23 protein-coding genes are annotated in these 26,444 nt (G+C 72.6%); 12 read left to right on the forward strand and 11 right to left on the reverse strand.

Features of this window, described 5'->3' with window-relative positions; translation table 11 throughout:
• Positions 1–11: 11 nt before the first annotated feature.
• Positions 12–1,349 (reverse strand): flavin-containing monooxygenase, encoded by a 1,338-nt coding sequence (locus ACIP5M_RS15165; protein WP_401196761.1) that lies wholly within the window; start codon positions 1,347–1,349, stop codon positions 12–14.
• Between the two features lie 198 nt (positions 1,350–1,547).
• On the opposite strand from ACIP5M_RS15165, the gene ACIP5M_RS15170 reads away from it, so the two are divergent.
• Entirely contained in the window at positions 1,548–1,730 is a 183-nt protein-coding gene (locus tag ACIP5M_RS15170; RefSeq protein ID WP_401196763.1) for a hypothetical protein, read from the forward strand.
• A gap of 52 nt (positions 1,731–1,782) precedes the next feature.
• On the opposite strand, the gene ACIP5M_RS15175 is transcribed toward ACIP5M_RS15170, so the two are convergent.
• Positions 1,783–2,238 (reverse strand): SAM-dependent methyltransferase, encoded by a 456-nt coding sequence (locus ACIP5M_RS15175; protein WP_401197214.1) that lies wholly within the window; start codon positions 2,236–2,238, stop codon positions 1,783–1,785.
• A gap of 49 nt (positions 2,239–2,287) precedes the next feature.
• Entirely contained in the window at positions 2,288–3,067 is a 780-nt protein-coding gene (locus ACIP5M_RS15180) for a hypothetical protein (RefSeq protein WP_401196765.1), read from the reverse strand.
• Between the two features lie 135 nt (positions 3,068–3,202).
• Between ACIP5M_RS15180 and ACIP5M_RS15185 the strand changes: the two genes are divergently transcribed.
• A complete protein-coding gene (locus ACIP5M_RS15185; protein ID WP_401196767.1) occupies positions 3,203–4,117 on the forward strand; it encodes an oxygenase MpaB family protein in 915 nt (304 codons plus the stop codon).
• A 63-nt stretch (positions 4,118–4,180) separates the two neighbouring features.
• Here the strand turns inward: ACIP5M_RS15185 and ACIP5M_RS15190 are convergent, their stop codons facing one another.
• Positions 4,181–4,780 carry a class I SAM-dependent methyltransferase gene (locus ACIP5M_RS15190; protein WP_401196769.1) on the reverse strand — a complete coding sequence of 200 codons (600 nt, stop codon included), beginning with the start codon at positions 4,778–4,780 and terminating at the stop codon, positions 4,181–4,183.
• 168 nt (positions 4,781–4,948) lie between these two features.
• Between ACIP5M_RS15190 and ACIP5M_RS15195 the strand changes: the two genes are divergently transcribed.
• The 7 genes from ACIP5M_RS15195 (at position 4,949) to ACIP5M_RS15225 (ending at position 11,540) form a co-directional block, all read left to right on the forward strand.
• Positions 4,949–5,728, forward strand: coding sequence for an MHYT domain-containing protein (locus ACIP5M_RS15195; RefSeq protein ID WP_401196771.1), 780 nt, complete (start codon positions 4,949–4,951; stop codon positions 5,726–5,728).
• Between the two features lie 126 nt (positions 5,729–5,854).
• Entirely contained in the window at positions 5,855–8,530 is a 2,676-nt protein-coding gene (locus tag ACIP5M_RS15200) for a nitrate- and nitrite sensing domain-containing protein (protein ID WP_401196774.1), read from the forward strand.
• A complete protein-coding gene (locus ACIP5M_RS15205) occupies positions 8,527–8,970 on the forward strand; it encodes a roadblock/LC7 domain-containing protein (RefSeq protein WP_401196776.1) in 444 nt (147 codons plus the stop codon). Before ACIP5M_RS15200 ends, ACIP5M_RS15205 begins: the two co-directional genes overlap by 4 nt.
• A gap of 17 nt (positions 8,971–8,987) precedes the next feature.
• A complete protein-coding gene (locus tag ACIP5M_RS15210) occupies positions 8,988–9,368 on the forward strand; it encodes a DUF742 domain-containing protein (protein ID WP_069919003.1) in 381 nt (126 codons plus the stop codon).
• The gene (locus tag ACIP5M_RS15215; RefSeq protein WP_401196778.1) at positions 9,368–10,027 is read left to right on the forward strand and encodes a GTP-binding protein; all 660 of its coding nucleotides are present in this window, start codon (positions 9,368–9,370) and stop codon (positions 10,025–10,027) included. Before ACIP5M_RS15210 ends, ACIP5M_RS15215 begins: the two co-directional genes overlap by 1 nt.
• 143 nt (positions 10,028–10,170) lie before the next feature.
• Positions 10,171–10,569, forward strand: a complete 399-nt coding sequence (locus ACIP5M_RS15220; protein WP_401196781.1) for a roadblock/LC7 domain-containing protein — start codon at positions 10,171–10,173, stop codon at positions 10,567–10,569.
• Positions 10,570–10,661: 92 nt separating this feature from the next.
• Complete coding sequence (locus ACIP5M_RS15225; protein WP_401196783.1) at positions 10,662–11,540, forward strand: DUF6397 family protein; 879 nt, start codon at positions 10,662–10,664, stop codon at positions 11,538–11,540.
• On the opposite strand, the gene ACIP5M_RS15230 is transcribed toward ACIP5M_RS15225, so the two are convergent.
• The 3 genes from ACIP5M_RS15230 to ACIP5M_RS15240 form a co-directional block, all read right to left on the reverse strand.
• Positions 11,504–11,905: a YchJ family protein gene (locus tag ACIP5M_RS15230; protein ID WP_401196785.1), complete on the reverse strand. Its 402-nt coding sequence runs from the start codon at positions 11,903–11,905 to the stop codon at positions 11,504–11,506. The genes ACIP5M_RS15225 and ACIP5M_RS15230 overlap by 37 nt on opposite strands.
• Positions 11,906–11,913: 8 nt before the next feature.
• The gene (locus ACIP5M_RS15235) at positions 11,914–12,819 is read right to left on the reverse strand and encodes an acyl-CoA thioesterase (RefSeq protein ID WP_401196787.1); all 906 of its coding nucleotides are present in this window, start codon (positions 12,817–12,819) and stop codon (positions 11,914–11,916) included.
• Between the two features lie 79 nt (positions 12,820–12,898).
• Positions 12,899–15,421, reverse strand: coding sequence for a DEAD/DEAH box helicase (locus ACIP5M_RS15240; protein WP_401196789.1), 2,523 nt, complete (start codon positions 15,419–15,421; stop codon positions 12,899–12,901).
• A gap of 145 nt (positions 15,422–15,566) precedes the next feature.
• On the opposite strand from ACIP5M_RS15240, the gene ACIP5M_RS15245 reads away from it, so the two are divergent.
• Positions 15,567–16,358: a metal-dependent hydrolase gene (locus tag ACIP5M_RS15245; RefSeq protein WP_401196790.1), complete on the forward strand. Its 792-nt coding sequence runs from the start codon at positions 15,567–15,569 to the stop codon at positions 16,356–16,358.
• 63 nt (positions 16,359–16,421) lie between these two features.
• On the forward strand, positions 16,422–17,207 hold the full coding sequence (locus ACIP5M_RS15250) for a hypothetical protein (RefSeq protein WP_401196793.1): 786 nt from the start codon (positions 16,422–16,424) through the stop codon (positions 17,205–17,207).
• Here the strand turns inward: ACIP5M_RS15250 and ACIP5M_RS15255 are convergent.
• The 4 genes from ACIP5M_RS15255 to ACIP5M_RS15270 form a co-directional block, all read right to left on the reverse strand.
• Positions 17,204–18,985, reverse strand: a complete 1,782-nt coding sequence (locus ACIP5M_RS15255) for an ABC transporter ATP-binding protein (RefSeq protein WP_401196795.1) — start codon at positions 18,983–18,985, stop codon at positions 17,204–17,206. The two genes, ACIP5M_RS15250 and ACIP5M_RS15255, sit on opposite strands and share 4 nt — an antisense overlap.
• Positions 18,982–20,820, reverse strand: a complete 1,839-nt coding sequence (locus ACIP5M_RS15260) for an ABC transporter ATP-binding protein (RefSeq protein WP_401196798.1) — start codon at positions 20,818–20,820, stop codon at positions 18,982–18,984. Before ACIP5M_RS15260 ends, ACIP5M_RS15255 begins: the two co-directional genes overlap by 4 nt.
• A 148-nt stretch (positions 20,821–20,968) precedes the next feature.
• The gene (locus tag ACIP5M_RS15265) at positions 20,969–23,905 is read right to left on the reverse strand and encodes an FAD-binding and (Fe-S)-binding domain-containing protein (protein ID WP_401196799.1); all 2,937 of its coding nucleotides are present in this window, start codon (positions 23,903–23,905) and stop codon (positions 20,969–20,971) included.
• A 48-nt stretch (positions 23,906–23,953) separates the two neighbouring features.
• On the reverse strand, positions 23,954–24,415 hold the full coding sequence (locus tag ACIP5M_RS15270; RefSeq protein ID WP_401196802.1) for a MarR family winged helix-turn-helix transcriptional regulator: 462 nt from the start codon (positions 24,413–24,415) through the stop codon (positions 23,954–23,956).
• Between the two features lie 86 nt (positions 24,416–24,501).
• On the opposite strand from ACIP5M_RS15270, the gene ACIP5M_RS15275 reads away from it, so the two are divergent.
• Positions 24,502–26,364, forward strand: coding sequence for an ABC transporter ATP-binding protein (locus ACIP5M_RS15275; RefSeq protein ID WP_401196804.1), 1,863 nt, complete (start codon positions 24,502–24,504; stop codon positions 26,362–26,364).
• Positions 26,365–26,444: the final 80 nt, after the last annotated feature.

A 26,444-nucleotide genomic window follows, 5' to 3' on the forward strand; every position in this document is an offset into this window, starting at 1 on the left:
TACGACACCCCCTACGCGTCCTGCAGCTCCCGCAGCTCGCGCAGGTAGGTGCCGACGTCCACCTGGATGGAGGCGCCCTGGGTCCGCCCGTAGCGCTCCCGGATTCCGCTGAGGTACGTGGCGATCTCCTCGCGCATGACCTCCGCGGAGGGCAGGGCGAGGTCGCCGTCGACGATCCGGGCCACCCACCGGGCCTGGGCTTCCACGAGGCGGGTGATCGAGCCCACGGGGCGGATCAGGCCGACGAAGTGCAGCCCGGGCCGGTCGGGTGCGACCACCCGCTTGTACAGCTCGACCGCCGGCCGCCCCGGACCCGCCGGGAACCCGTCGGGAAGGAAGGGGAAGGCCATGCGGAAGCCGGTGCAGTAGACGATCGCGTCCGCCTCCACCGAGGTGCCGTCGGCGAAGGCGACGCGGTTGCCGTCGAGGGATTCGATCGCGGGCCGGGGTGTCACCGCGCCGTGCCGTATCCGGCTGAGGATCTCGTCCGAGATGGTCACGGCCGAGGAGAAGATCGGGTGGTCCGGCTCGGGCAGGCCGTAGTCGCCCAGCCGGCCCCGGGCCACGAGCAGCGCCTGTTCCACGAAGCGCCGCCGTTCGGGAAAGGACATGCTCGTGAACCACGGTGCGTCGGCGATCAGGTCCACGGACATGCCGAAGAGCTGCTTGGGCACCACGTGCAGCCCCCGGCGGACGGAGAGCACGGTCCGTGCGGCGTGCCGGGAGAGGTCCCCGGCGATGTCCACCCCCGAGGCCCCCATGCCCACGACCACGACGCGCTGCCCGGCGAAGTCGCTGCCGTCGCGGTAGTCCATCGAATGGAGAATCGTTCCTGCGAAGGAGTCGGCGCCCGGCGGCAGCTTCTCCGGCAGCACCGCCTCCGTATTGTGGCCCGAGGCGACGATCACCTGCTCGAAGCGTCGCTCCACCGTCTCCCCGCGCCCGTTGCGGCTGACGACCGTCCAGCCGCCGCTGCTGTCCTGCCGTACGGAGAGCACCTCGGTCCGCAGCTCGATCCGGGGCAGCAGTCCGGCCCACTCGGCGAAGGACCGCAGATAGGCGGCGACATCGCCGTGCGCGGGGTAGAGGGGCAGCTCGGATGGCATCGGGAAGTCGGCGTAACCGGTCAGCTGTTTGGCGCTGTTCAGATGCAGGGACATGTAGGCCGGGCCCCGCTCGCCCGCCCCCGGCTGCCGCCAGATCCCGCCGACGTCCGGCGCCTTCTCCAGGCAGACGAAGTCGATGCCCCTGGCGGAGAGGGCGTGGGCCGTCGCCAGCCCCGACAAGCCCGCGCCGATGACGCACACGGTCGCAGCAGTGGAAACGTCGGCAGCGCCTGACCCGTTCAAGGATCCCCCTCACGTCGCGGCGGTCCCCTGCGGGAACCCGAATGCCACACGATAGCGATCACGGTCGGGGCGGAGCTTCCGAGGCGGGGCGCCGCAGACTCGAAGAGCGTGCGCAGGCCGTTCCCGCGGAGGGGAACGGACGGTCGCGGCGGTGCGTTGAGGGGGTGAGAGGTCCACGACAGGAGGAGGTGTCCGCGGATGTCCACCAGCGGAAAGGTCGCGGTTGCCGGAGTCGTGGCAGCCATCGTGTTGTTCTGGACGGTCGGGTTCTGGGCGGGGCTGCTGGTCCTGATCGGTGTGCCCACGGCCGCCTACTTCCTGCTGGACTCCTCCCAGCGGCGTCGTCTGCGGGGTGTGTCCAGGAAGCAGATCGGCCGCTGACGGGCTGCCGCGGCGCGGGCAGGCGGTGTTCTGCGCTGCCCTGCGCCCTCGCTCAGTAGTAGTCGCGCATCAGGGCGGTCGCCCACTCCGGCTGGCGCAGCTCCCCGCGCGGGCCGAATTCGGCCATGTACGGCTTGAGGTCGAGCACCGGCGTGCCGTCCACGGCGTCGAGGCCCTCGACGTGGACGTCCAGACCGTCCACCTTCACCACCCGGCACCGCGAGAGGCCGAGCCGGTTCGGCCGGTTCTTGCCGCGCTGGGCGAAGATGCCGACCAGCGGCCACTCCGGATTGCCCCGGGGGTGCCGTGCGCCCGTTTCGATCTTCTCCACCGGCACGCGGTCGAAGTGGTAGACCACCTCGATGTGCGAGAAGTCCTCCAGCCCGTACAGCGCCTCGGGGCCGAACCGCCGGCCGTCCAGGCGGATCACCGCCCTCTCGCGCCCCCAGTCGTCGTCGACCACCTCCGCGCGGCCGCCCACCACCACGCCCACCGGCTCCGCTTCCACCTTCACGATTCCACCTTCACTATTTCCCCTCGGCATCCTGGCGCCGGCCTCAGGCCGGGCGTACCGCGACGCGGTCGAGCGCCTCCAGCAGACCCGGCAGGTCCGGATCCCCCTCCCGGGGGACCGCGAGGACCTCGCCGGGCTCCTCGTCCAGCAGGACGAAGGCCGCCTCCCCGGTACGGGCCACCAGTGACCACCCCGGCCCGTCCGCCCGCAGCGTACGGGCCCCCTCGCCCGCGAAGGAGGAACGCACGCGCCCGGGCGGCGGCGGGGTCCGCGTGTACGCGAGGGCCTGCTCGAGCGCCCGGGCGAGCCCCGGATGCGCGGCGGCCGCCGCCCCGCCGTCCGTCGCCTCGCGCTCGCGCCAGTCGGCCCACTCCCGCGCGATCTGGTCGGCGCCCATCCGCCGCTGCACGGGACCCCATGCCTCCGCCGAGGGCGGTGCCAGCGGCACCCGCCCCGTGCCGTCCGCACCCTGCTCCGGATCGTGCGGCTCCGGAATCCCGGAAGCGGCCACCGACAGCTCCAGCGGCCAGCCGGCCAGCGAGATCACGATCGACCGTTCGTCGGGGGACAGGTCATAGTCCATCCCGCAGTCCCAGGAGGCGATGGCCGTGGCCACCAGCGAGACGTCGTCCACGACGACCGTCCAGCGGGCGCCGTCCTCGTCCTGGCCGAGCACCAGCCCGTACCCGTCCCCGCCCGGCTCCACGCCCAGCAGGGAGCAGGCCTCGGGGAAGTCGTCGCCCAGGATGCTCGGGAACTGCGCGGGGGTCAGCAGCACGGCGGTCAGCACGTACAGCGAGCCGCCACCCTCGTCGTCGGACACCTGGCCTCCCGGTAGCTCTTTCGTCGGCGCACCTTAACCAGCGGGTAACCCGCCCGTCGAGAGCCTGCGGCCCACGATTTCCAAGCCCACTACCTGCACGTAGAGTTGGGAGCCCGCCACAGAAAGGGACACCCGGTGCAGCGTTACGACCGGCTGAGGGAGATCCTCCGTCTCGACCCCGACAAGGACTTCCTCGCCATCTACCGGCTCACCGCCACCTACGAGTTCCCCTGGGACTTCACCCGCGCCCTGGAACTCGCCCTGTTCCGCACGTACGCCGTTCCCGCCATCGGCGGCCTGCTGGCCGAGACCGCCGAGTTCACCGACCGTGCGCAGAAGCGCTACGACGACACCGCGCTGCTCCTCGACGCGGTCCTGGAGCACGGCTTCGAGAGCGACACCGCGCGCACCGCGATCCGCCGCGTCAACCAGATGCACCGCAGCTACGACATCTCCAACGACGACATGCGCTACGTCCTGTGCACTTTCGTGGTGATTCCGGCGCGCTGGCTGGACGCGTACGGCTGGCGTCCGCTGACCCATCACGAGCGCCGGGCGTGCGCGAACTACTACGCCACCCTCGGCCGACATCTGGGCATCACGGACATCCCGGGCTCCTTCGAGGAGTTCGAGGACACCCTGAACGCCTACGAGGAGGCCCACTTCGGATGGGACGAGGGAGCCCGGAAGGTCGCCGACTCCACCCTCGACCTGATGGCCTCCTGGTATCCGGCGCCGCTCGCCCCCGCCGTGCGCGGTGCGAGCCTCGCCCTCCTCGACGAACCGCTGCTGACCGCCTTCCGGTACGACCCCCCACGGCGCCGCGTGCGGCGGCTGGTCCGGGGCGCCCTGCGGCTGCGCGGCCGCGCCGTGCGGCTGCTGCCTCCGCGCAGGGCCCCGCACTACGCTCGCCAGAACCCGGAGATCAAGAGCTATCCCGGCGGCTACGACGTGGGCGAGCTCGGCACGTTCCCCGTGCCCGGCTCGGGCGGGTGCCCCGTGCCGCATCCCCGCCGGCCCGCCGGAGCCGAGGCTCAGCCTCCGGCGTGATCCCGGGGACGTCCGCGGGTCCCGGACGTGGGGCCGACGTACAGGCTTGTCGGGTGTCGTATGTCATCGGTGACGTGTGGCCAGTACCAGGAAGCGGGCGTCCTCGTCCGCGTACGAGGTCATGTCCCAGCCCGAACCCGCCAGCAGCGGGCCGAGGTTGTGCTCGGCCCGCAGATCCTGCGGGGTCAGCTCGCGACCCTGCCGCGCGGCCAGGGCGGCTCGCCCGATCGGGTGAAACAGGGCGAGCCGTCCGCCGGGCCGGACCACCCGAGCCAGCTCGCGCAGGTTCGCGACCGGGTCGGGCAGGTGGGCGATGAGCCCGGCCGCGAACACCGCGTCCAGCGCCCCGTCGCGCAGCGGCAGCCGCGCCACGTCCGCGAGCAGCAGCGCGCCCTCCGCGGCCCGCCCGGCCCGCTGCGCGGCGGCCAGCATCTGCGGGGTGAGGTCCGCGCCGACCACCAGCCCGGTGGGCCCGACGGCGGCCCGCAGCGGGGACAGGGCCCGCCCGGTGCCGCAGCCGGCGTCGAGCACGCGGTCCCCGGGCCGCAGCCCGAACTCGGCCACGGCGGTCGCGAACGCGGCCCCGTCCCCAGGGAACTTGCGGTCCCAGTCGGCGGCGCGCACCCCGAAGAACTCCTGCACGTGCGTGTGGTCTTCGCTCATGCGCCCATGATCCCCCACCGTTGCGCGGGCATGCGCCTGCGGACCGTGTGCAAGGTGGTACGCGGCGTGATCGAAGATGAACGTAGCTCTGTCATATTCCAGCAGTTCCAGCTGCTTTCGAAATGCGCCCCTTGTTCGCGCCCTCACCCGGACTAGCGTCCGGTGGCCATGGGACACCTGGACCACGCCGCCTATGGCTGGCTGACACCCGCGCTGTCATACGTGATGGCATCGATCGGCGCCGCCCTCGGGCTGCGCTGCACCGTCCGCGCGCTCGCCGCGACCGGATCCTCCCGCCGCAACTGGCTCCTCACCGCGGCCTCCGCCATCGGCACCGGCATCTGGACGATGCACTTCGTCGCCATGCTCGGCTTCGACGTCACCGGCACCGAGATCCACTACAACGTGCCGCTCACCCTCCTCAGCCTCCTCGTCGCCATGCTCGTCGTCGGCGCCGGGGTCTTCGCCGTCGGCTACGGCAAGGACCGCGGGCGGGCGCTCGTAGTGGGCGGGCTCACCACCGGCCTCGGCGTCGCCAGCATGCACTACCTGGGCATGGCGGCCCTGCGGCTGCACGGCGCCGTCTCGTACGACCCGCTCACCGTCGCGCTCTCCGTCGCCATCGCCGTGGTCGCGGCCACCGCCGCCCTGTGGGCCGCGCTCAACATCAGGTCGCCCCTGGCGGTCGCCGTCGCCTCGCTCGTCATGGGCGCCGCCGTCAGCAGCATGCACTACACCGGAATGATGGCCGTCGCGGTCAGCGTCAGCCCCGCGGACACGGCCCTGCCCGGCGCCACGGCCATGCAGTTCATCTTCCCGCTCGCCGTCGGGCTCGGCTCCTACCTGTTCATCACCGCCGCCTTCGTCGCGCTCTCCCCGACGGCTGACGAGCGCGCCGCCTCCGCGTCCGCCCGGTACCTGGGGGACCGCGCGGCGACCGTGCGCTGAGCGGGGCCGGCGCCCGGGTCCCGAGCCCGTACCGCCCGTACAGCCGCGCGGGGCCCCTGCGCCGCCCGCCCCCGCCGCGTCCCCGTACGACCGCACCCGTAGGCACCACCCCGGAACGAGGAACCCATGCGCACACCCCGCAGAACACCGGAAGCAGCGGCGCCGCGGTCGCTCGCGCCTGCGGGCGGCCGCGGCGGCAGGGGCACGGGCCGCCGCGCCCATGCCGGGCCCCCGGCCGAGGAACCGGCCGGGCACGAGCACCTCCGCTCCCCACGGCCCGCTCCGCACGACCGCGGCCCCCGGCTGCGACTGCGCCCCGCGACCGTGCGCGCGAAGATCGTCTCCCTGCTGATGGTCCCGGTCGTCTCGCTCCTCGCCCTGTGGGCCTTCGCCACCGTCAGCACCGCCCAGGACGTCGCCCGGCTCAGCCGCGTCCAGCGGGCCGACACCGAGATACGCACCCCCGTCGCCGCCGCGATCACCGAGCTCCAGGCCGAACGGCGCGCCGCCGTCCGCCTCCTCGCCGACCCCGCCGCAGACCCGGGGGCCGCCCTCGACCAGCAGGTCCGCCGCACCGACGCCGCCGTCCGGCGGCTGCGGCTCGGGGACCGCAACACCGTCGCCGACTCCGGGGGCTACCGCTCCGACATCGTGGTCCGCCTGGGCGCGTTCGTCGCCGACGCCGAGGCGCTCGGCGCGGCCCGCAAGGACATCGCCGGCCGCCGCGCCACTCCCGAGGCGGCCTACGAGATCTACACCCGCGTCGTCGACTCGGCCCTGGCCGTCGGCGGTTCCCTCACCGGCGGCGAGGATGCGGCACTCGGCCCCGACTCCCGGGTCCTGCTGGAATTCGCCCGCGCCGCGGAACTCCTTTCCCGGGAGGACGCCCTGCTCGCCGCACCGGGCCAGCGCACCGCCGAAACGCTCCGGCAGCTGACCGGCACCATCGAATCCCGCCGCGCCCTCACCGCCGGCGCGGCCGGCGACCTCCCGGCCGCCCAGCAGGCCGCCTGGCAGTCCGTCGCCAAGAGCGCCGCCTACGCCGAACTCACCGCGGCCGAGGACCGCGCGGTGGCCCTCGGCACCGCCAAGGAGGCCCGCGGGGCGCCCACCGGCTGGGAGGCCGCCCACGCCGCCATCGGCGCCTCGATGCGGGAGATCGAGGAGGCCGCGCACGCCGCGGCCGCCCACCGGGCCGACCCCTTCGCCGAGGGGGCCCTCAGCCCGGCCGGAGCCGCCGTCCTGCTGGGCCTGGCCGCCGTCGCCGCCTCGCTCGTCATCTCCGTGCGCATCGGCCGCGCCCTCGTCGTGGAACTGGTCTCGCTGCGCAACACCGCCCTGGAGATCGCCCACCGCAAGCTCCCGCACGCCATGGAGCGGCTCCGGGCCGGCCGGGCCGACGAGATCGACGTCGATGCCGAAGCCCCGCCCGGGCCACCGGCGGACGACGAGATCACCCAGGTCGGCGAGGCGCTCGCCACCGTCCACCGCGCGGCGCTCAGCGCGGCCGTCGAACGGGCGGAATTGGCCAGCGGGGTCTCCGGAGTCTTCGTCAACCTCGCCCGCCGCAGCCAGGTCCTCGTGCACAAGCAGCTCACCCTGCTCGACTCGATGGAGCGGCGCGCCGACGACCCGAACGAACTCGGCGACCTCTTCCGCCTCGACCACCTCACCACCCGGATGCGCCGGCACGCGGAGAGCCTGATCATCCTCTCGGGAGCGGCCCCCGGCCGGGCGTGGCGGATGCCCGTCCCGCTCACGAACGTCGTACGGGCCGCCGTCTCCGAGATCGAGGACTACCCGCGCGTGGAGGTCCGCCGGCTCGCCGAGGCAGCCGTCGTCGGCGGGGCCGTCGCCGACCTCACCCACCTGCTCGCCGAACTCATCGAGAACGCAACCCAGTTCTCACCGCCGCACACCAAGGTGGCCGTCAGCGGCGAGCCGGTGGGCGCCGGGTACGTCCTGGAGATCGAGGACCGGGGCCTCGGCATGGGCCGCGAATCACTGAACGACGCGAACCGGCGCATCGAACAGTCCGAGGCGCTCGACCTGTTCGACAGCGACCGGCTCGGCCTCTTCGTCGTCAGCCGGCTGTCGGCCCGCCACGGGGTGAAGGTGCACCTGCGCACGTCACCGTACGGGGGTACCACCGCCGTGGTGCTGATGCCGAACTCCATGCTCCAGGGCGCGATCGAGGCAGCCGGCCCGGCTGCGGAACGGGCCGCGGAACCGGCAGTGGAGCACGGGCCGGGGCCCGGGCCTGGGCCGGCCGGGACGCGGCTCGGGGACGGGGCACGGCATGCGCCGGCCTCGGCGTCCGCTCCCTCGCCTGAGGCGGTCGCCGGGCCGGTCGTGGCCGCGGAGGAGCAGCCCGCCATGACCGTCGTACGGGAGCACGTGCCCGGGTCGGGAGGCCCTGCCGGCCGGGAGCCGCGCGGCCTCCCGCTCCCGGAGCACGCCCCCGTACCGGAGGAGCCCCGCCCCGCCCCGGTGGCCGCGCTGCGGCCGCGCGCTCCCGGCGGCGCGGTCACCCGTACACCGTTCGCGGCGGCCCCCGTCCCCGGGCCCGCAGCGCCCGCGTCGGTGACGGAACTGCCGCGCCGGGTCCGCCAGGCCAGCCTCGTCCCCCAGCTGAGGGAGGCCCCGGCCCCCCAGGCCCCGGCCGGCGCCCGCCTCCCCGAGGACCCGCCCGGACGCAGCCCGGAGGAGGCGCGGGACCGGATGGCGGCCTACCGGGCCGGCTGGGTCCGCGGAGCACAGGAGAACTCCCCCCACGCAGGCAGAGAAGGAGAAGAGCGATGATCGAACACCAGAGGATCGACCTCAACGCAGCCCGCAGGTCCGGCGAGCTCGACTGGCTGCTGGACGACCTCGTCGTCCGGGTCCGCGAGGTCCGGCACGCCGTGGTCCTGTCCAACGACGGTCTGGCGGTCGGCGCTTCCAGCGCGCTGAGCCGTGAGGACGCCGAGCACCTGGCCGCCGTTGCCTCCGGCTTCCACAGCCTGGCCAAGGGCGCGGGCCGGCACTTCCACGCGGGGGGCGTGCGCCAGACGATGGTGGAGATGGACGAGGGTTTCCTCTTCGTCGCGGCCGCCGGGGACGGCTCCTGCCTGGCCGTGCTCAGCGCCGCCAGCGCGGACATCGGGCTGATCGCGTACGAGATGGCCCGTCTGGTGAAACGGGTCGGCGAGCACCTGTACACCCCGCCACGGTTCGCGGCGCGGCCGCCGGCCGCCGGCTGAGGGCGGCGGTCCGGTACATGAACGGCCAGTGGTACGACGCCGACGCGGGCCCGCTCGTCCGTCCGTACGCCATGACTGGCGGGCGTACGAAGCCGGGGCCCCACGGGGTCCGGTTCGATCTGATCGCGCTGGTCGTGGTGGATCCGGAGGGTACCGACGCGGCGGCCGAGTCGCTGCTCGGTCCCGAACACCGGGCGCTGCTCGGGCTCTGCCGGTCCGAGACGCAGTCCGTGGCGGAGCTCGCCGCCGACGCGGACCTGCCCGTGGGGGTCGTGCGGGTGCTCCTCGGCGACCTGCTGGAGGGCGGCCACGTGAAGGTCAGCCGGCCCGTGCCGCCCGCACAGCTGCCGGACGAGCGGATTCTGCGGGAAGTCATCGAGGGATTGCGAGCGCTGTGATGGGACAACACGACAACGGGCCCCTCGGGCCGGCCCCCGGCACGGCAGCCGATCCCGGGGACGACGGCGAACTGGCCGCGCTCGCCCTGAAGATCCTGGTGGCGGGCGGGTTCGGGGTCGGCAAGACCACGCTGGTGGGCGCGGTGAGCGAGATCCGGCCGCTGCGGACGGAGGAGCTGCTGAGCGAGGCGGGCGAACTGGTCGACGACACGGGCGGGGTGGACCAGAAGACGACCACGACGGTGGCCATGGACTTCGGGCGGATCACCATCCGGTCCGGTCTGTCGCTGTACCTCTTCGGCACGCCGGGGCAGGACCGGTTCTGGTTCCTGTGGGACGAGCTGTCGCAGGGGGCACTGGGCGCGGTGGTCCTCGCCGACACGCGGCGGCTGGAGGACTGCTTCCCGGCCGTGGACTACTTCGAGCACCGCCGCATCCCGTTCGTGGTGGCCGTCAACTGCTTCACGGACGCGCGGCGGTACGGCGCGCACGAGGTGTCGCGGGCGCTTGACCTGGACCGGGGGACACCGGTGGTGCTGTGCGACGCGCGGGACAAGGACTCGGGGAAGGAAGTGCTGATCAGGCTGGTCGAGTACGCCGGGCGGGTGCACACCGCCCGGCTGCTGGACTCGGTGGAACCGCAGGCCGATTCGGTGTGAACCGGCCCGGGTTCCTCTTGCGTCATCTTCTTGGCCAGAGGGACCTCCTTCTTGCCGGAAAGGCGCTGGTGGGGAAGGCTTGCGCCACTACTACGCGGGGTGAGGCGCGGTCACGTCGGCCGCGTCACGGGGAGGGGCTGGGAATGGCACTGGACAAGCAGCTCGACTGGCTGCTGGACGATCTGACGCGCAGGGTCCAGCAGGTGCGGCACGCGGTGGTGCTGTCCAACGACGGCCTGGTGACGGGCGCGAGCGCCGGACTGGCGCGGGAGGACTCGGAACACCTGGCGGCGGTGGCCGCGGGGCTCCAGAGCCTGGCCAAGGGGTCCGGGCGGCACTTCAGGGCCGGGGAGGTCCGGCAGACGATGGTGGAGTACGACGAAGGGGTCCTCTTCGTCATGGCGGCGGGGGCGGGGAGCTGTCTGTGCGTGCTGAGCGCGTCCGAGGCTGACATAGGCCACGTCGCGTACGAGATGACGCTGCTGGTCAACCGGGTGGGCGAGCACCTGGGGGTCGCGGAGCGTCGCGTCACGGGCGGCTGACACCGGAAGTTATCCACAGGCCTCGCCGGTCGTCGTTGCGCTGAGTTACGGTCTTCACACAGAGTAATCGCTGCTGGTGGGGGAGGACCGTCATGACGACGACACAGATGACGATGCAGATGACGACACCGCGAAGGACGGCGCTGCGAACGACGGCACCGCGGACGACGGTGCCGCGGGACGGAGCGGCCGCGGAGGCCGGTGTCCCCGGGGACGTGCTGGTGGGCGGTGCGCAGGCCGCCGGGGAGCTGGGGCTGGGCCGGGGGGAGTTCGCCAGGGCCGTGCAGCTGGGGATCGTGCGGGCGGGGCCGCCGGCGTCCGGCGGGGCCGCGCGCTATGCGAGGGCCGAGCTGGAGCGGGTCAGGTCCGCGGAGGCGCGGCCGGGCGGCTTGCGCGACCGGATCGAGACCGTGGCCGGAGCGCAGGCCGCGGCCGAGGTGGTGGGGGTCGGCCCGAGCCGCTTCACCCGGCTCGCACGCTGCGGGCACATCACGCCGGTGGCCTATCGGATCAACCGGTACCGGGCGGTGGTGTGGCTCTACCTGACTGCGGAACTACGGGAGTTCGCGGCCCGGCAGCCGATGATGCTGCGGGGGACGGCGCCGCCGCCGGACCGGGAGCTGATGGCGGCCGGGGCGGATCTGCGCCCGCTGAAGTGGCGGGGGCGGCACGTCGGGCTGCTGCTGAAACGCACCGCCGATCCTTGGGAACGCGCGGCCGTGCTGGCCTCCGTGCTTCCCGAGGATGAGCTGCACCGGGCCGTGCCCGACCCGGCGGAGCGGATCGTCCTGGCCGCTCTCGCCCCGCCCTTGCCGTACGGGCACCCGCAGGCTCCGGCGGCCGCGGCCGTGGCGCTCCGGCTGCTGAAGGCCGAGCCGCCCGAGGAGGTCCACTGGTACCGCACCAGTCTCGACTTCGCGCTGACCGGGGCGCGTCAGTCGAAGTCGACGGGCGAGAGGGGGCCGACGTAGACCCAGGCCCCGTTCTCGCGGGAGAAGCTGCTGTGCTCGTGCAGTGAGCCGGTGTGCCGTCCCTCGCGGTAGTGCGCCCGGAACTCCACCGAGCCCTCCGTTTCGAACATCCCGCCCCGTTCGGTGGCGAGGATATCCAAACGCTCCCAGCGCTGGCCGGGATCCAGGTCGAGCCGGGGCGGGCGGGTGGAGGGATGCCAGGACCGCATGAGGTAGGCCGTGTCACCGACCGCGAAGGCGCTGAAGCGCGAGCGCATCAGCCGCTCGGCGGTGGGTGCCTGCTGCGCGCCGGAGTGGAAACGGCCGCAGCACTCGGCGTAGGCGGCGGGCAGTCCGCAGGGACAGGGGAGGGCCGGGGTGGGCATGGGCGTGCTCAGTTCTCGGGGGAGGAGGGGGCCGGCCGGGACGGCTTGGCGGAGTACGGGCGGAAGAGGCCTTCCTGGACCACGGAGACCAGCAGCCTGCCCTCCAGGTCGTAGATGCGGCCGCGGGCCAGGCCCCGGCCGCCGTGTGCGATGGGGGACTCCTGGTCGTAGAGGAACCACTCGTCCGCCCGGAACGGCCGGTGGAACCACATGGCGTGATCCAGGCTCGCCATGTCGAATCCGCGCATTCCCCACAGGGGTTCCACCGGGATGCGCACGGCATCGAGGAGGGTCATGTCACTGGCGTAGGTGAGGGCGCAGGTGTGCACGAGCGGGTCGTCGCCCAGGGGGCCGACCGCCCGCATCCACACCGCGCTGCGGGGATCGGCGCCCTTGAGCTCTTCGGGGGTCCAGCGGAGCCGGTTCACGTAACGGATGTCGAAGGGCTGGCGGCGGGCCATCCGCTCCAGTGCCTCGGGCATCGCACCCAGGTGCTCGCGGATCTCGTCCGCGACTTTCGGGAGCGTGTCCGGATGGGGAACGTGATGGGACGGCAGCTGGTGCTCGATGCTGCCCTCCTCCGGATGGTGGAAGGAGGCGGTGAGATTGAAGATCGTCTTGCCCTGCTGGACCGCGGTGACGCGGCGCGTGGTGAAGGACCGCCCGTCGCGCACGCGCTCCACCTGGTACACGATCGGGACCCCGGGGATGCCGGGGCGCAGGAAGTACGCGTGCAGGGAGTGGACCGGGCGCTCGCTCTCCGTGGTGCGGCCGGCCGCCACCAGCGCCTGGCCGGCGACCTGGCCGCCGAACACGCGCTGGAGGGACTCCTGGGGGCTGGCGCCGCGGAAGATGTTGACCTCGATCTGTTCCAGATCGAGCAGATCGACCAGTCTCTCGGCGGGGTTCGTCATCAGAGGTTCTCCACTGTCAGGTCCGGGCGGCGCCCGCGGGGTGCGGGCGCCGGCGGGTCCGGCGGGATCGGTGGTGTGGTCAGAGCGCGCCGAGTTCACCGACGGAGGTGACCCGGATGACCGCCCGGCCCTCCTCGTCGGAGGCCGCGAGGTCGACCTCGGCGCTGATGCCCCAGCCATGGTCCCCGTTGGGGTCGGCGAAGGTCTGCCGGACGCGCCACAGGCCGTGCGCCGGGTCCTCCTCGATCTGGAGCAGCTTGGGGCCGCGCGCGTCGGGGCCGGTCCCCAGGTCGTCGTACTCGTCCCAGTAGCCGTCCATGGCCTCGCCCCAGGCGTCGGCGTCCCAGCCGGACTCGCCATCGAGCTCGCCCAGCGCGTCGACGTGGTCGAGGGCGGCCAGCTCCACCCGGCGGAACATGGCGTTGCGGACCAGGACGCGGAAGGCGCGTGCGTTGGCGGTGACCGGCTTGACCTGGTCGGCCTTCTCCTGGGCCTCCTCCGCCGTCTCCACCTCCGGGTTGGCCAGCTGCTCCCATTCGTCCAGCAGGCTGGAGTCGACCTGGCGGACCAGCTCGCCGAGCCAGGCGATCAGGTCCTCGAGGTCCTCCGACTTGAGGTCGTCGGGGATGGTGTGGTCCAGCGCCTTGAACGCGCCGGCCAGGTAGCGCAGCACGATGCCCTCGGTGCGGGCCAGCTCATAGAAGGAGGTGAACTCGGTGAAGGTCATCGCGCGCTCGTACATGTCGCGGATGATCGACTTCGGGGAGACCGGGTGGTCGCGGACCCACGGGTGGCTCTTGGCGTAGACGTCGTAGGCGTGGGAGAGCAGCTCTTCGAGCGGCTTGGGATAGGTGATGTCCTGGAGCCGCTCCATCCGCTCCTCGTACTCCATCCCGTCGGCCTTCATCTGGCCGACCGCGATGCCCCGCTCCTTGTTCTGCTGGGCGGCCAGGATCTGGCGCGGATCGTCCAGCGTGGATTCCACGACGGACACCATGTCCAGCGCGTAGGAGGGGGACTCCGGGTCCAGCAGGTCGAAGGAGGCCAGTGCGAAGGTCGACAGCGGCTGGTTGAGCGCGAAGTCCTGCTGGAGGTCGACGGTGAGCCGGATGGTGCGGCCCTCCGCGTCCGGGGTGTCGAGCTTCTCGACGACGCCTCCGTCCAGCAGCGAGCGGTAGATCGCGATGGCCCGACGGATGTGCCGCAGCTGGGCCTTGCGCGGCTCGTGGTTGTCCTCCAGGAGGTGGCGCATGGCCTGGAAGGCGTCGCCCGGCCGGGCGATGACCGACAGCAGCATGATGTTGGTGACCTTGAAGCGCGAGGTCAGCGCCTCCGGGTCGGCGGCGATGAGCTTCTCGAAGGTGGTGTCCGACCAGGCGACGAAGCCCTCGGGAGCCTTCTTGCGCACCACCTTGCGGCGCTTCTTCGGGTCGTCGCCGGCCTTGGCGAGCGCCTTCTCGTTCTCGATGACGTGCTCGGGCGCCTGGGCGACCACATAGCCCGCCGTGTCGAAGCCGGCCCGGCCCGCCCGGCCGGCGATCTGGTGGAACTCGCGGGCGCGCAGGGTGCGGACCCGGTTGCCGTCGTACTTGGTGAGCGCGGTGAACAGCACCGTGCGGATGGGGACGTTGACGCCGACGCCGAGGGTGTCCGTTCCGCAGATGACCTTCAGCAGGCCGGCCTGGGCGAGCTTCTCGACCAGACGGCGGTACTTGGGCAGCATGCCGGCGTGGTGCACGCCGATGCCGTGCCGGACGTAGCGCGAGAGGTTCTGACCGAACTTCGTGGTGAAGCGGAAGTTCCCGATCAGCTCCTGGATCTTGTCCTTCTCCTCACGGGTGCACATGTTGATGCTCATGAGGGACTGAGCCCGCTCGACCGCCTGCGCCTGCGTGAAGTGCACGATGTAGACGGGAGCCTGCCGGGTCTCCAGCAGCTCGGTGATCGTGTCGGTGATCGGCGTGGTCACGTACTCGTAGGACAGCGGGACGGGCCGCGTCGCGGAGCGGACCACCGAGGTGGGACGGCCCGTGCGCCGGGTCAGGTCCTCCTCGAACCGCTTCATGTCGCCGAGGGTCGCCGACATCAGGACGAACTGCGCCTGCGGGAGCTCCAGCAGCGGGATCTGCCAGGCCCAGCCGCGGTCCGGCTCGGCATAGAAGTGGAACTCGTCCATCACGACCTGGCCGATGTCGGCGTGCTTGCCGTCGCGCAGGGCGATGGAGGCCAGGACCTCGGCGGTGCAGCAGATCACCGGCGCGTCCGCGTTCACGGAGGCGTCGCCGGTCAGCATGCCGACGTTCTCGGTGCCGAAGAGCTTGCACAGGTCGAAGAACTTCTCCGACACCAGCGCCTTGATCGGGGCGGTGTAGAAGGTGACCTTGTCCTGGGCCAGGGCCGTGAAGTGCGCGCCCGCCGCCACCAGGCTCTTGCCGGAGCCGGTCGGGGTGGAGAGGATCACGTTGGCCCCGGAGACGACCTCGATCAGCGCCTCCTCCTGCGCCGGGTACAGGGTGATGCCCTGGTCCTCCGCCCACGAGGAGAAAGCCTCGAAGAGGGCATCGGGGTAGGCGTTCGGCGGGAGCTGATCAATGAGGGTCACACCCCCCATCTTGCCTGGCTTCCCCCCGGATCAGGGAACCGGCGGACGGAAGGAAGATCACCGACGGTACGCTGTGCCGTCGACGCGGCCCGAACGAAACCCTCAACTGGGCCTGAGCACCACAGAACCGGGGCGGGGAACGACCATGATGGGTCCGGCGCACTCACTGTCAGGGGCAGCGGCCTGGCTGGGGGTGGGCGCGGCGACCGCGGCCGCCGGACACCCCATGCCGTGGCCGGTCCTCGTCGTCGGCGCGCTGATCTGCGCGGGAGCCGCCCTCGCACCCGACCTCGACCACAAGTCGGCCACGATCTCGCGCGCCTTCGGCCCGCTGTCCCGCGGCCTGTGCGAGGTGGTCGACAAGATCTCCTACGCCGTCTACAAGGCGACCCGCTCGCCGAGGGACGCCCGCCGCACCGGGGGCCACCGCACCCTGACGCACACCTGGCTCTGGGCCGTCCTGATCGGCGGCGGCTCCTCCGTGCTCGCCGTGACCGCCGACCGCTGGGGCGTGCTCGCGCTGCTCTTCGTCCACCTGGTGCTGGCCGTGGAAGGCCTGCTGTGGCGGGCCGCCCGGATGTCCAGCGACATCCTGGTCTGGCTCCTCGGCGCGACCAGCGCGTGGATCCTGGCCGGGGTGCTGGACCAGCCCGGCAGCGGCGCCGGCTGGCTGTTCACCGAGCCCGGGCAGGAGTACCTCTGGCTGGGCCTGCCGATCCTGCTCGGCGCGCTCGTCCACGACATCGGCGACGCCCTGACCGTCTCCGGCTGCCCGATCCTGTGGCCCCTCCCGATCGGCGGCAAGCGCTGGTACCCGATCGGCCCGCCGAAGCCGATGCGCTTCCGGGCCGGCAGCTGGGTGGAGCTCAAGCTCCTCATGCCGGTGTTCGTCCTCCTGGGCGGCTTCGGCGGCGCCTCCGCCCTCGGCTTCCTCTAGGGGGTGTCTTACGGATCAGGCCGGGCTCGCGGTGCGTTCGGCGCCTCCCCGGAGCCTGGCGGGATGGCTGGAACACACGCGCTGTGGCCGGTGGTGCCCTCCTCCGAGACCGACTGGCTGACCGAACTCTGCGGGGACGGGACCACCGGCTTCGAACCGCCCCGCAGACCGGACGCGGCGTGGGTGCTGAACGCCATGTACGAGCACACCGGCGGGATCGTCGGCATTTCCCACCACGAGGCCCGTCAGGCCGCGCTCGCGGCCGGTGCCCTCCGGCCGGACCGGCTGGGCGACATCGACCTGGAGCTGGGCACGGCCACCGGCGGCGGCCTGGGACGCGCGGAACACCCCGGACCGCAGTACCGCCGCCTGCGCTGGGCAGAGCTGTCCGCCCGGTGCGGGGACCCGATGGTCCCGGAGGGGAAGTACCCGTCCCTCCACTGCTTCCCCTCGGCGAAGTCCGCCGACAGCCGGCCCATCGGGATCCGGCCGCCCACGGAGGGAAGCCTCGACCGGCCCACCTGGGACCGGCTCGTCGACCTCCTCATCGCCCACGGCTCCAGCGGCCCGGACACCCGCTGCCTCGCCTACTACAACCCGCTGATGCTGCGCGACGTCGACTTCGACAACCTCCATGTCCGGGCAGGCCGGCTCGGGGACGCCCATGCGCTCTACGAGAATCCGGAGGCGGACTTCAGTCCCTCGAACCTGTGGGCTGAGGACCGGTCCTGGATCGTCTACACCGACTACGACCTGTGGGCCACCAAAGTCGCCGGCCCCGAGCACCTGGTCGAAGCACTGCTCCGGGACCCGGTGATCGAGGCCGTCCGACTGCCCTGGACCGGCTAGCCGTGCCAGGAGCGCCACAGGGCCGCGTACGCGCCGTCGGCGGCGACCAGTTCGTCGTGCGAGCCGAGTTCGCTGATGCGGCCGCCCTCGACCACCGCGATCACGTCCGCGTCGTGCGCGGTGTGCAGCCGGTGGGCGATGGCGATGACCGTGCGGCCGTCCAGGACCCGCGCCAGGGAGCGCTCCAGGTGCCGGGCCGCGCGCGGGTCCAGCAGTGAGGTCGCCTCGTCCAGCACCAGGGTGTGCGGGTCGGCCAGCACCAGCCGGGCCAGCGCGATCTGCTGGGCCTGCGCCGGCGTCAGTGCCGTACCACCGGAGCCGACCTCCGTGTCCAGCCCCGACCCGAGGGCGCGCGCCCAGCCCTCCGCGTCCACCGCGCCCAGTGCCGCCCACAGCTCCGCGTCCCCCGCGCCCGGCCGGGCGAGGCGCAGGTTGTCCCGCAGCGTGCCCACGAACACGTGGTGCTCCTGGTTGACCAGCGCCACGTGCTCGCGCACCCGCTCCGCCGGCATCTGCGACAGCCGTGCCCCGCCGAGGGTGACCTCACCGGTCCGGGGCGCGTAGATGCCCGCCAGCAGCCGTCCCAGCGTGGACTTGCCCGCGCCCGAAGGGCCGACGAGCGCCATCCGGGTGCCCGGCGGCACGGACATCGACACCTGGTGCAGGACGTCCACGCCCTCCCGGTATCCGAAGCGGACCTCCTCCGCGCGGACGTCCCGGCCTTCGGGCCCCACCTTCGCGTCGCCCGCGTCCGGTTCGATCTCCCGTACACCCACGAGGCGGGCCAGCGAGACCTGGGCCACCTGCAGTTCGTCGTACCAGCGCAGGATCAGACCGATCGGATCGACCATCATCTGGGCCAGCAGCGCGCCCGTGGTCAGCTGCCCCACCGACATCCAGCCCCGCATCACGCAGAAGCCGCCGATCATCAGCACCGCGCCGAGGATGGTCACGTAGGTGACGTTGACGACCGGGAAGAGGACCGTCCGCAGGAACAGCGTGTACCGCTCCCAGGCCGTCCACTCTCTGATCCGCCGCTCCGACAGCGCGATCCGGTCCTGGCCCAGCCGGTGCGCCTCGATCGTGCGGCCCGCGTCCACCGTCTCGGTGAGCACGGCCGAGACCGCCGCGTAGCCGGCCGCCTCCGAGCGGTACGCCGAGGGCGCCCGCCGGAAGTACCAGCGGCAGCCGATCACCAGCACGGGCAGCGCCACCAGCGCGGCGAGCGCCAGCGGCGGGGCCGTCACGGCGAGCGCCCCGAACAGCAGCCCCGCCCACACCACACCGATGGCCAGCTGCGGCACGGCCTCGCGCATCGCGTTGGCCAGCCGGTCGATGTCGGTCGTGATCCGCGACAACAGGTCACCGGTGCCGGCGCGCTCCAGCACGCCGGGCGGAAGCCCCACCGACCGTACGAGGAAGTCCTCGCGCAGATCGGCCAGCATCTGCTCGCCGAGCATCGCCCCGCGCAGCCGGACCAGCCGGACGAAGAACGTCTGCACCGCGAGCGCCAGCGCGAACAGCAGCGCCACACGCCCCAGGTGGAGCTCGCGCGCCCCCGCCGTGAGGTCGTCCACGACCCGGCCCAGCAGGGAGGGGCCGACCATGGAGGCGGTCACCGCGACCGCGTTGACGCTCACCAGCACCACGAAGGCCCGCCGGTGGCGCCGGAACAGGCCGCGCACATAACCCCGTACGGTCGCCGACGTGCCCACGGGCAGGGTCGCGGCCGATTCGGGGGCCGCCGGATCGTATTCCGGCGGCGCCACGCCGATCATGCGGATTCCTCGATCTCTGTGAGTTCCTCTTCCAGCCGGGTCATCTCCACCCGGGCGAGCCGCTGTTCCTCCTCCGTCTCGCGGGTGACGACCGCCCGGTAGAGCGGCTCGCCGTGCAGCAGCTCGCGGTGCGTACCGATCGCCGCGACCTTCCCCCCGTCGATCAGGACCACCCGGTCCGCGCGGTCCAGCAGCAGGGGTGAGGAGGCCAGGACCACCGTGGTGCGGCCGGCGCGCAGGGCCGCGACCCCGTCCGCGATGCGTGCTTCGGTGTGTGAGTCGACCGCGGAGGTCGGCTCGTCCAGCACCAGTACCTCCGGATCGGTGACCAGCGAGCGCGCCAGCGCCAGCCGCTGGCGCTGTCCGCCCGACAGCGACCGGCCCCGCTCGGTGATCCGCGCGTCCATCGGATCGCCGACCCCTTCCGGGGCCGACTGCAGCAGCGCGTCCAGCACGTCGCCGCACTGGGCCGCCTCCAGAGCCGCACCGGACTCCACCGCCCCGGAGGCCGGTACGTCGAACAGCTCGCGCAGGGTGCCGGACAGCAGCACCGGATCCTTGTCCTGTACGAGGACCAGCGTGCGCGCGGTGTCCAGTGGGAGCTCGTCCAGCGCGACCCCGCCGAGGAGCACCGAGGGCCCGGTGGCCGAGCCCTCCTCCGCGTCCATCGGATGGCCGCCGAGGCGTTCCGCGAGGCGGCCCGCCAGGTCCGGGTCCCCGCACACGACGGCGGTGAACCGGCCCGCGGGAACCAGGAGCCCGGTCTGCGGGTCGTACAGATCCCCGCCCGGCGCCGGGGCCTGCGGCACCTCGGCTGCCCCGGGCCGCCCGGCGGCTTCCGTGCGGGTCAGCGACAGCACCCTCGCGGCCCGCTGCGCGGAGGGCCGCGAGAAGGAGTACGCCATGGCGATCTCCTCGAAGTGCCGGAGGGGATAGAGCAGCGTGGCCACCGCGCTGAACACCGCGACCAGTTCGCCCACCGCGATCCGGCCGTCCACGACGAGCGTGGCGCCGTACCAGACCACCGTGATCAGCAGGGCTCCCGGCAGGAGCACCTGGATCGCGGAGATCAGCGCCCACATCCGGGCGCTACGCACCGCCGCCCTGCGGACCTCCTGCGAGGCCTCGCGGTAGCGGCCGAGGAAGAGTTCCTCGCCGCCGATGCCGCGCAGCACCCGCAGTCCCGCGACGGTGTCGGAGGCCAGTTCGGTGGCCTTGCCCGCCTTCTCCCGCTGCACGTCGGCCCGTTGGGTGGCGCGGGGCAGCAGCGGCAGTGCGGCCAGCGCGACCAGTGGCACGCCGATCGCCACGACCACGCCCAGCGCGGGTGCGTAGAACAGCAGGCCGACGCAGACGAGGACGACGGCGAACGCGGCCGCGAGGAACCGGGAGACCGCCTCGACGAACCAGCCGATCTTCTCGACGTCGCCCGTGGAGACGGCGACCACCTCGCCCGCGGCGACCCGCCGGGTCAGGGCGGACCCGAGTTCGGCGGTCTTGCGCGCCAGCAGCTGCTGCACGCGTGCCGCGGCGGTGATCCAGTTGGTGACGGCGGTCCGGTGCAGCATGGCATCGCCGAGCGAGATCGCGACGCCCAGCAGGACGAGCAGCCCGCCGACGAGCAGCAGCCGGCCGGCGTCGTGGTCGACGACCGCGCCCACGCCCAGCCCGACCGCGTACGGCAGCCCGGCGATGCCGGAGAAGTGCAGCAGCCCCCAGCCCAGGCTCTTGAACTGACCGCCGAGCTGACCCCGGCCCAGCCAGATCAGGAACCGGGGACCGGAACGGGCGTCGGGTACCCCGGGATCCGGATACGGAAGATCGCTGATCTGCATGACGCCCCATGACTGGTCGAGTGGTTCAAACCGTGCAAGGTTCGCCTTCCGGACGGGCTCCGGGCAATCGATTTTCCGTCGGACGAGCCTGCGCGCGCGCAGGTTTACGGGCCCGCTGGATGGCGTAGCCGCAGGTCGGGAACGTCGGTCAGGGACGGGTGGCGTGCTCCAGTTCGAGCAGGACCGAGTAATAACCGCGGCCGGTGGCCCGCTCCATGCCCACTTCGCACATCCGGTTCGCCGACAGGTGCGCGTCGAAGGGCCGGGCCGTCACCTCCGCCGCCTCGCGCACCGTCGCCGAGGCGGTGAGCTCCGGGTGCAGCATTCCCCGGTCGCCCGCGAAGGCGCAGCAGCCCGCGTCGTCGGGGACCACCACCTCGTCGGCGCACGCCTCGGCGACCGCCCGCAGCTGTGCCTCGTCGTCCAGGTGGCGCATCGAACAGGTGGGGTGGAGCACCGCCGAGCCCGCCGTGCGGAGGATCTCCAGGCGGGGGAGCAGCTCCTCGGCCGCCCACACGACGGAATCGACGATCTGCAACCGGGCGTGCAGCGCCCGGTTGTCGTCCGTCAGCCAGGGGACCACCTCGCGCGCGATGCCCAGGGTGCAGGAGGACGCGTCGACCACCAGCGGCAGCCGCCCGCCGGCGGTCCAGCCCCACGCGGCCTCGACGATCCGGTTGGCCATCACCCGGTTCCCGGCGTCGTAGCCCTTGGAGTGCCAGATCGTCGCGCAGCAGGTGCCGGTGACGTCCCGGGGGATCCACACGGGCTTGCCGGCCCGCTCCGAGACGGCCACCACGGCCTCCGGCAGGGAAGGCCCGGGCCGCCCCTCGGGGCCGCCGAAGATCCGGTTGACGCACGCCGGGTAGTACACGGCGGCGGCGCCCACCCGCCGGGTGGCGGGCAGTTTCCGCGGCGCCGCGCCGGGGATCCTCGGCAGCCACTGCGGAACCAGGTCGGGTTGCACGGCCTTGCGCGCCGCCCCCGTGACGGCCCTGAGGACTGCGTCCCCGACCGGGTTGTCGATCTTCCCTGCGGCGGCGACGGCCAGCCGGGCGGCGGACTCGACGGCCCGGAACCGCCGCGCGGCCAGCTCGGCGGCCTTCTCCTCGCGCGGGCCGTGCCGGCGGTGACGGAAGTCCCTCATCAGCACGCCCGTGTCGATCCCGACGGGGCAGGCGAGCCTGCAGGTGGAGTCGCCCGCGCAGGTGTCGACGGCGTCGTAGCCGTAGGCCGCGAGCAGCCCGTCCAGCACCGGGGAGCCGGGCGCCTGGCGCACCATCTCGCGGCGCAGCACGATCCGCTGGCGCGGAGTGGTCGTCAGGTCCTCGCTGGGGCACGTCGGTTCACAGAAGCCGCACTCGATGCACGGGTCGGCCACCGCCTCCACCCGGGGGATCGTCTTCAGGCCGCGCAGATGCGCCTGCGGGTCGCGGTCCAGCAGGATCCGCGGGGCGAGCACCCCGTCCGGATCCACGGTCCGCTTCGTGCGCCACATCAGCTCGGTGGCCCGGGGGCCCCACTCCAGCTTCAGGAAGGGGGCCATATTGCGGCCGGTGGAGTGCTCGGCCTTCAGCGAGCCGTCGAACCGTTCCACGGTCAGCCGGCAGAAGGCCTCCATGAAGGCCGCGTACCGCTGGACGTCGGAGGGGTTGGCGGCGTCGAAGGCGAGCAGGAAGTGCAGGTTGCCGTGGGCCGCGTGACCGGCGACGGCCGCGTCGAAACCGTGCCGCGCCTGGAGTTCGAGGAGCGCCTCGCAGGCCTCGGCCAGCCGCGACGGCGGTACGGCGAAGTCCTCGGTGATCAGCGTGGTGCCGGCGGCGCGGGCTCCGCCGACGGCGGTCACGAAGGCCTTGCGGGCCTTCCAGTAGCCGCTGATGGTGTGCGCGTCACGGGTGAACGCATTGGTGACGGAGGGAACCGGAGCCACCAGGTCCAGCCCGGCGAGGACTTGGGCCGCGCGGCGCTCGTAGGCCTCCCTGCCGGCCTCGTCCGGAGCGCGGAACTCCACCAGCAGGGCAGTGGTGTCCCGGGGCAGGCCCGCCCAGTCGGCGGGGACGCCCGCGACGCTGACCGAGGCGCGCAGGGTGTTGCCGTCCATCAGCTCGACGGCCATCGCGCCCGCTTCGTTGAACAGGGGCACGGCCGCCGCCGCGGCGGGCAGCGAGGGGAAGAACAGGAGGGCGCAGCACAGTTCCCGGTCCAGCGGGAGGGTGTCGAAGACGACCTCGGAGATGAAGCCGAGGGTGCCCTCCGAGCCGACCATCAGGCCGCGCAGGATCTCCACCGGGGTGTTGCCGTCCAGGTAGGCGTCGAGCCGGTAGCCGGTGGTGTTCTTGATCTCGTACTTGGAGCGGATCCGCCGGACGAGCTCGGGATCGGCCTCGATCTCCTGCTTGATCTCCATCAGCCCGTGGCACAGGGCCGGTTCGGCGCGCACCAGTTCCTCGTCGGCCAGCGGGTCCGCAGTGTCCACGACGGTCCCGCCGGGCAGCACGAAGGTGAGGGAGGAGAGCGTGCGGTACGAGTTCCTGGTGGTGCCCGCCGTCATGCCCGAGGCGTTGTTGGCGACGACTCCGCCGAGGGTGCAGGCGATGGCGCTGGCCGGATCGGGTCCGAGGACGCGGCCGTGGCGGGCCAGGGCGGCGTTGGCCCGCAGCACGGTGGTGCCGGGCCGGATCCGGGCCCGCAGGCCCCCGTCCAGCACCTCGATCCCGGCCCAGTGGCGGCGTACGTCGACGAGGATGTCCTCGCCCTGAGCCTGGCCGTTGAGCGAGGTCCCGGCGGCGCGGAGGACGACGTCGCGCTGCCGGCCGTGGGCGTAGGAGAGGACCGCGGAGACGTCGTCGATGTCCTCGGCGATCACCACGACCTGGGGGATGAAGCGGTAGGGCGAGGCGTCGGTGGCGTAGCGGACCAGGTCGGAGGCCTTCCACAGCACCTTCTCGGGGCCCAGCAGCTCGGTCAGCTCGCCGCGCAGCGGCTCCGGGGTGCCGGAGGCCCGGTGCTCGGGCATCCGGTCGGGCGCGGGGCCGCTGATGCCGCGGGGGCGCAGGGCTCCCGGCTTCGGTTCCAGCAGCGGCATGTGCGACCCCTCGCCTCATTCGCGGCGCGCGCGGGCGCGGCCGTCCTCTCAGCAGCGGCGCTCCGCCGGGGTGTCCGACAGGGCGTTCAGCAGGCCGCCGAGCACCTCGCGCTGTTCGGCGGTCAACGGAGCCAGGATCTCCTCTGCCGCGTCGGTTCGCGCGTTGCGCAGACGGCGCAGCGTGGCGCGGCCGGTTTCGGTGAGTTCGATCCTTATGACGCGGCGGTTGGCCGGGTCGGGCGCGCGGCGCACGCACTCGGCGGCCTCCAGGCCGTCCACGAGGGTGGTCACGGCGCGCGGGACGACCTCCAGGCGGGTGGCGAGTTCCGCCATTCGGGGAGGGTCGCCGTCCTCGTAGTGAGAGACCAGACGCAGCAGCCGGGACTGGGCCGGAGTGATCCCGAGCGGCTCCAGATGGCGCTTCTGGATGCGGTGGAGCCGACGGGTCAGGCGCAGCAACTGCTCGGCGAGCACGCCGTCTGTGGTGTCGGTCTCGGAAGGGGTCCTCATACTGGGAAACAGTACCAGGACCAGATTCATTGTGAGTATAGGTAACAATGAGCTATGCTCATCTGAGTCTCGTCAGAAGGAGGCCCATGCGCCCCGAAGAACCGAAGTGGACTCCATCGAAAGAATCCCTCGATCCCAACCGACCCGCTCCCGCCGACCAGCCGCGGCAACTGCGCCGCATCGTGGGCCTCTTCCGCCCCTACCGCGGCCGGCTCGCCGTCGTCGGCCTGCTCGTCGGCGCCTCCTCGCTCGTCGGCGTCGCCTCGCCGTTCCTGCTCAAGGAGATCCTCGACGTCGCCATCCCGCAGGGCCGTACCGGGCTGCTCAGCCTGCTCGCGCTCGGCATGATCCTCACCGCCGTCGTCACCAGCGTCTTCGGCGTGCTCCAGACCCTCATCTCCACCACCGTCGGCCAGCGCGTCATGCACGACCTGCGCACCGCCGTCTACGCGCAGCTGCAGCGGATGCCGCTGGCCTTCTTCACCCGGACCCGCACCGGCGAGGTGCAGTCCCGCATAGCCAACGACATCGGCGGCATGCAGGCCACCGTGACCTCCACCGCCACCTCGCTCGTCTCGAACCTGACGGCCGTCATCGCCTCGGTGGTCGCGATGCTCGCGCTCGACTGGCGGCTCACCCTCGTCTCCCTGTTCCTGCTCCCCGTCTTCGTGTGGATCAGCCGCCGCGTCGGCCGCGAGCGCAAGAAGATCACCGCGCAGCGGCAGCGGCAGATGGCCACGATGGCGGCCACCGTCACCGAGTCCCTGTCGGTCAGCGGCATCCTGCTGGGCCGCACGATGGGCCGTTCCGAGTCACTCACCCACGCCTTCTCCGAGGAGTCCGAGAAGCTCGTCGGCCTCGAGGTGCGCTCCAGCATGGCCGGGCGCTGGCGGATGTCCACCATCGGCATCGTCATGGCCGCCATGCCCGCGCTCATCTACTGGGCCGCCGGCATAGCCCTGCAGACAGGCGCCCCCTCGCTGTCCGTCGGCACCCTCGTCGCCTTCGTCACCCTCCAGCAGGGCCTGTTCCGGCCCGCCGTGAGCCTGCTCTCGACGGGGGTGCAGATCCAGACCTCGCTCGCCCTGTTCGCCCGCATCTTCGAGTACCTCGACCTGCCGGTGGACATCACCGAGCGCGAGGACGCGGTACGCCTGGACCGGGCCAAGGGGGAAATCCGCCTGGAGGACGTCCACTTCGCCTACGACCAGAAGAACGGCCCGACCCTCTCGGGGATCGACATCGCCGTCCCCGCCGGCGGCTCCCTCGCCGTGGTCGGCCCGACCGGATCCGGCAAGAGCACGCTCAGCTACCTGGTACCCCGGCTCTACGACGTCACCGGCGGGCGGGTGGCCCTCGACGGCGTGGACGTGCGCGACCTCGACTTCGACTCGCTGGCCCGCTCCATAGGCGTGGTCTCCCAGGAGACCTACCTCTTCCACGCCTCGGTCGCGGACAACCTCCGCTTCGCCAAGCCGGACGCCACCGACGAGGAGATAGTCGAGGCGGCCCGCGCGGCCCAGATCCACGACCACATCGCCTCCCTTCCCGACGGGTACGACACCCTGGTCGGCGAGCGCGGCTACCGCTTCTCCGGCGGTGAGAAACAGCGACTCGCGATCGCCCGGACCATCCTGCGGGACCCGCCGGTGCTGATCCTCGACGAGGCCACCAGCGCCCTCGACACCCGGACCGAGCACGCCGTCCAGCGGGCCATCGACAACCTGTCGCAGGGCCGCACCACCATCACCATCGCGCACCGCCTCTCGACCGTCCGCGATGCCGACCAGATCGTGGTCCTGGACGGGGGGCGCATAGCCGAGCGCGGCACGCACGAGGAACTGCTGGCCGCGGACGGCCGGTACGCGGCCCTGGTGCGCCGCGACCGGGACGCCGCGCAGACCCCTGAAGCCGTGCCGGGCGCCGAGCTGGCTCCCGTGAATGTGTGACCGCCGGGAAATGAGGCGCGGCGGCCCCGGGGCTGGTCCTACGATCGGCGGCCTGCCGGACACGTGGGCCAGGGGGGCGA

The organism is Streptomyces sp. NPDC088762 (genome assembly GCF_044750905.1).
Classification (GTDB): domain Bacteria; phylum Actinomycetota; class Actinomycetes; order Streptomycetales; family Streptomycetaceae; genus Streptomyces.

What these genes read in the sequence shown, in the direction of transcription:
- ACIP5M_RS15170 (WP_401196763.1), top strand. Translation starts at nt 1,548, where the DNA reads ATGTCCACCAGCGGAAAGGTCGCGGTTGCCGGAGTCGTGGCAGCCATC.
- ACIP5M_RS15190 (WP_401196769.1), bottom strand. Translation starts at nt 4,780, where the DNA reads ATGAGCGAAGACCACACGCACGTGCAGGAGTTCTTCGGGGTGCGCGCC.
- ACIP5M_RS15195 (WP_401196771.1), top strand. Translation starts at nt 4,949, where the DNA reads ATGGGACACCTGGACCACGCCGCCTATGGCTGGCTGACACCCGCGCTG.
- ACIP5M_RS15200 (WP_401196774.1), top strand. Translation starts at nt 5,855, where the DNA reads ATGCGCACACCCCGCAGAACACCGGAAGCAGCGGCGCCGCGGTCGCTC.
- ACIP5M_RS15205 (WP_401196776.1), top strand. Translation starts at nt 8,527, where the DNA reads ATGATCGAACACCAGAGGATCGACCTCAACGCAGCCCGCAGGTCCGGC.
- ACIP5M_RS15210 (WP_069919003.1), top strand. Translation starts at nt 8,988, where the DNA reads ATGAACGGCCAGTGGTACGACGCCGACGCGGGCCCGCTCGTCCGTCCG.
- ACIP5M_RS15215 (WP_401196778.1), top strand. Translation starts at nt 9,368, where the DNA reads ATGGGACAACACGACAACGGGCCCCTCGGGCCGGCCCCCGGCACGGCA.
- ACIP5M_RS15220 (WP_401196781.1), top strand. Translation starts at nt 10,171, where the DNA reads ATGGCACTGGACAAGCAGCTCGACTGGCTGCTGGACGATCTGACGCGC.
- ACIP5M_RS15225 (WP_401196783.1), top strand. Translation starts at nt 10,662, where the DNA reads ATGACGACGACACAGATGACGATGCAGATGACGACACCGCGAAGGACG.
- ACIP5M_RS15230 (WP_401196785.1), bottom strand. Translation starts at nt 11,905, where the DNA reads ATGCCCACCCCGGCCCTCCCCTGTCCCTGCGGACTGCCCGCCGCCTAC.
- ACIP5M_RS15235 (WP_401196787.1), bottom strand. Translation starts at nt 12,819, where the DNA reads ATGACGAACCCCGCCGAGAGACTGGTCGATCTGCTCGATCTGGAACAG.
- ACIP5M_RS15245 (WP_401196790.1), top strand. Translation starts at nt 15,567, where the DNA reads ATGATGGGTCCGGCGCACTCACTGTCAGGGGCAGCGGCCTGGCTGGGG.
- ACIP5M_RS15250 (WP_401196793.1), top strand. Translation starts at nt 16,422, where the DNA reads ATGGCTGGAACACACGCGCTGTGGCCGGTGGTGCCCTCCTCCGAGACC.
- ACIP5M_RS15255 (WP_401196795.1), bottom strand. Translation starts at nt 18,985, where the DNA reads ATGATCGGCGTGGCGCCGCCGGAATACGATCCGGCGGCCCCCGAATCG.
- ACIP5M_RS15260 (WP_401196798.1), bottom strand. Translation starts at nt 20,820, where the DNA reads ATGCAGATCAGCGATCTTCCGTATCCGGATCCCGGGGTACCCGACGCC.
- ACIP5M_RS15265 (WP_401196799.1), bottom strand. Translation starts at nt 23,905, where the DNA reads ATGCCGCTGCTGGAACCGAAGCCGGGAGCCCTGCGCCCCCGCGGCATC.
- ACIP5M_RS15270 (WP_401196802.1), bottom strand. Translation starts at nt 24,415, where the DNA reads ATGAGGACCCCTTCCGAGACCGACACCACAGACGGCGTGCTCGCCGAG.
- ACIP5M_RS15275 (WP_401196804.1), top strand. Translation starts at nt 24,502, where the DNA reads ATGCGCCCCGAAGAACCGAAGTGGACTCCATCGAAAGAATCCCTCGAT.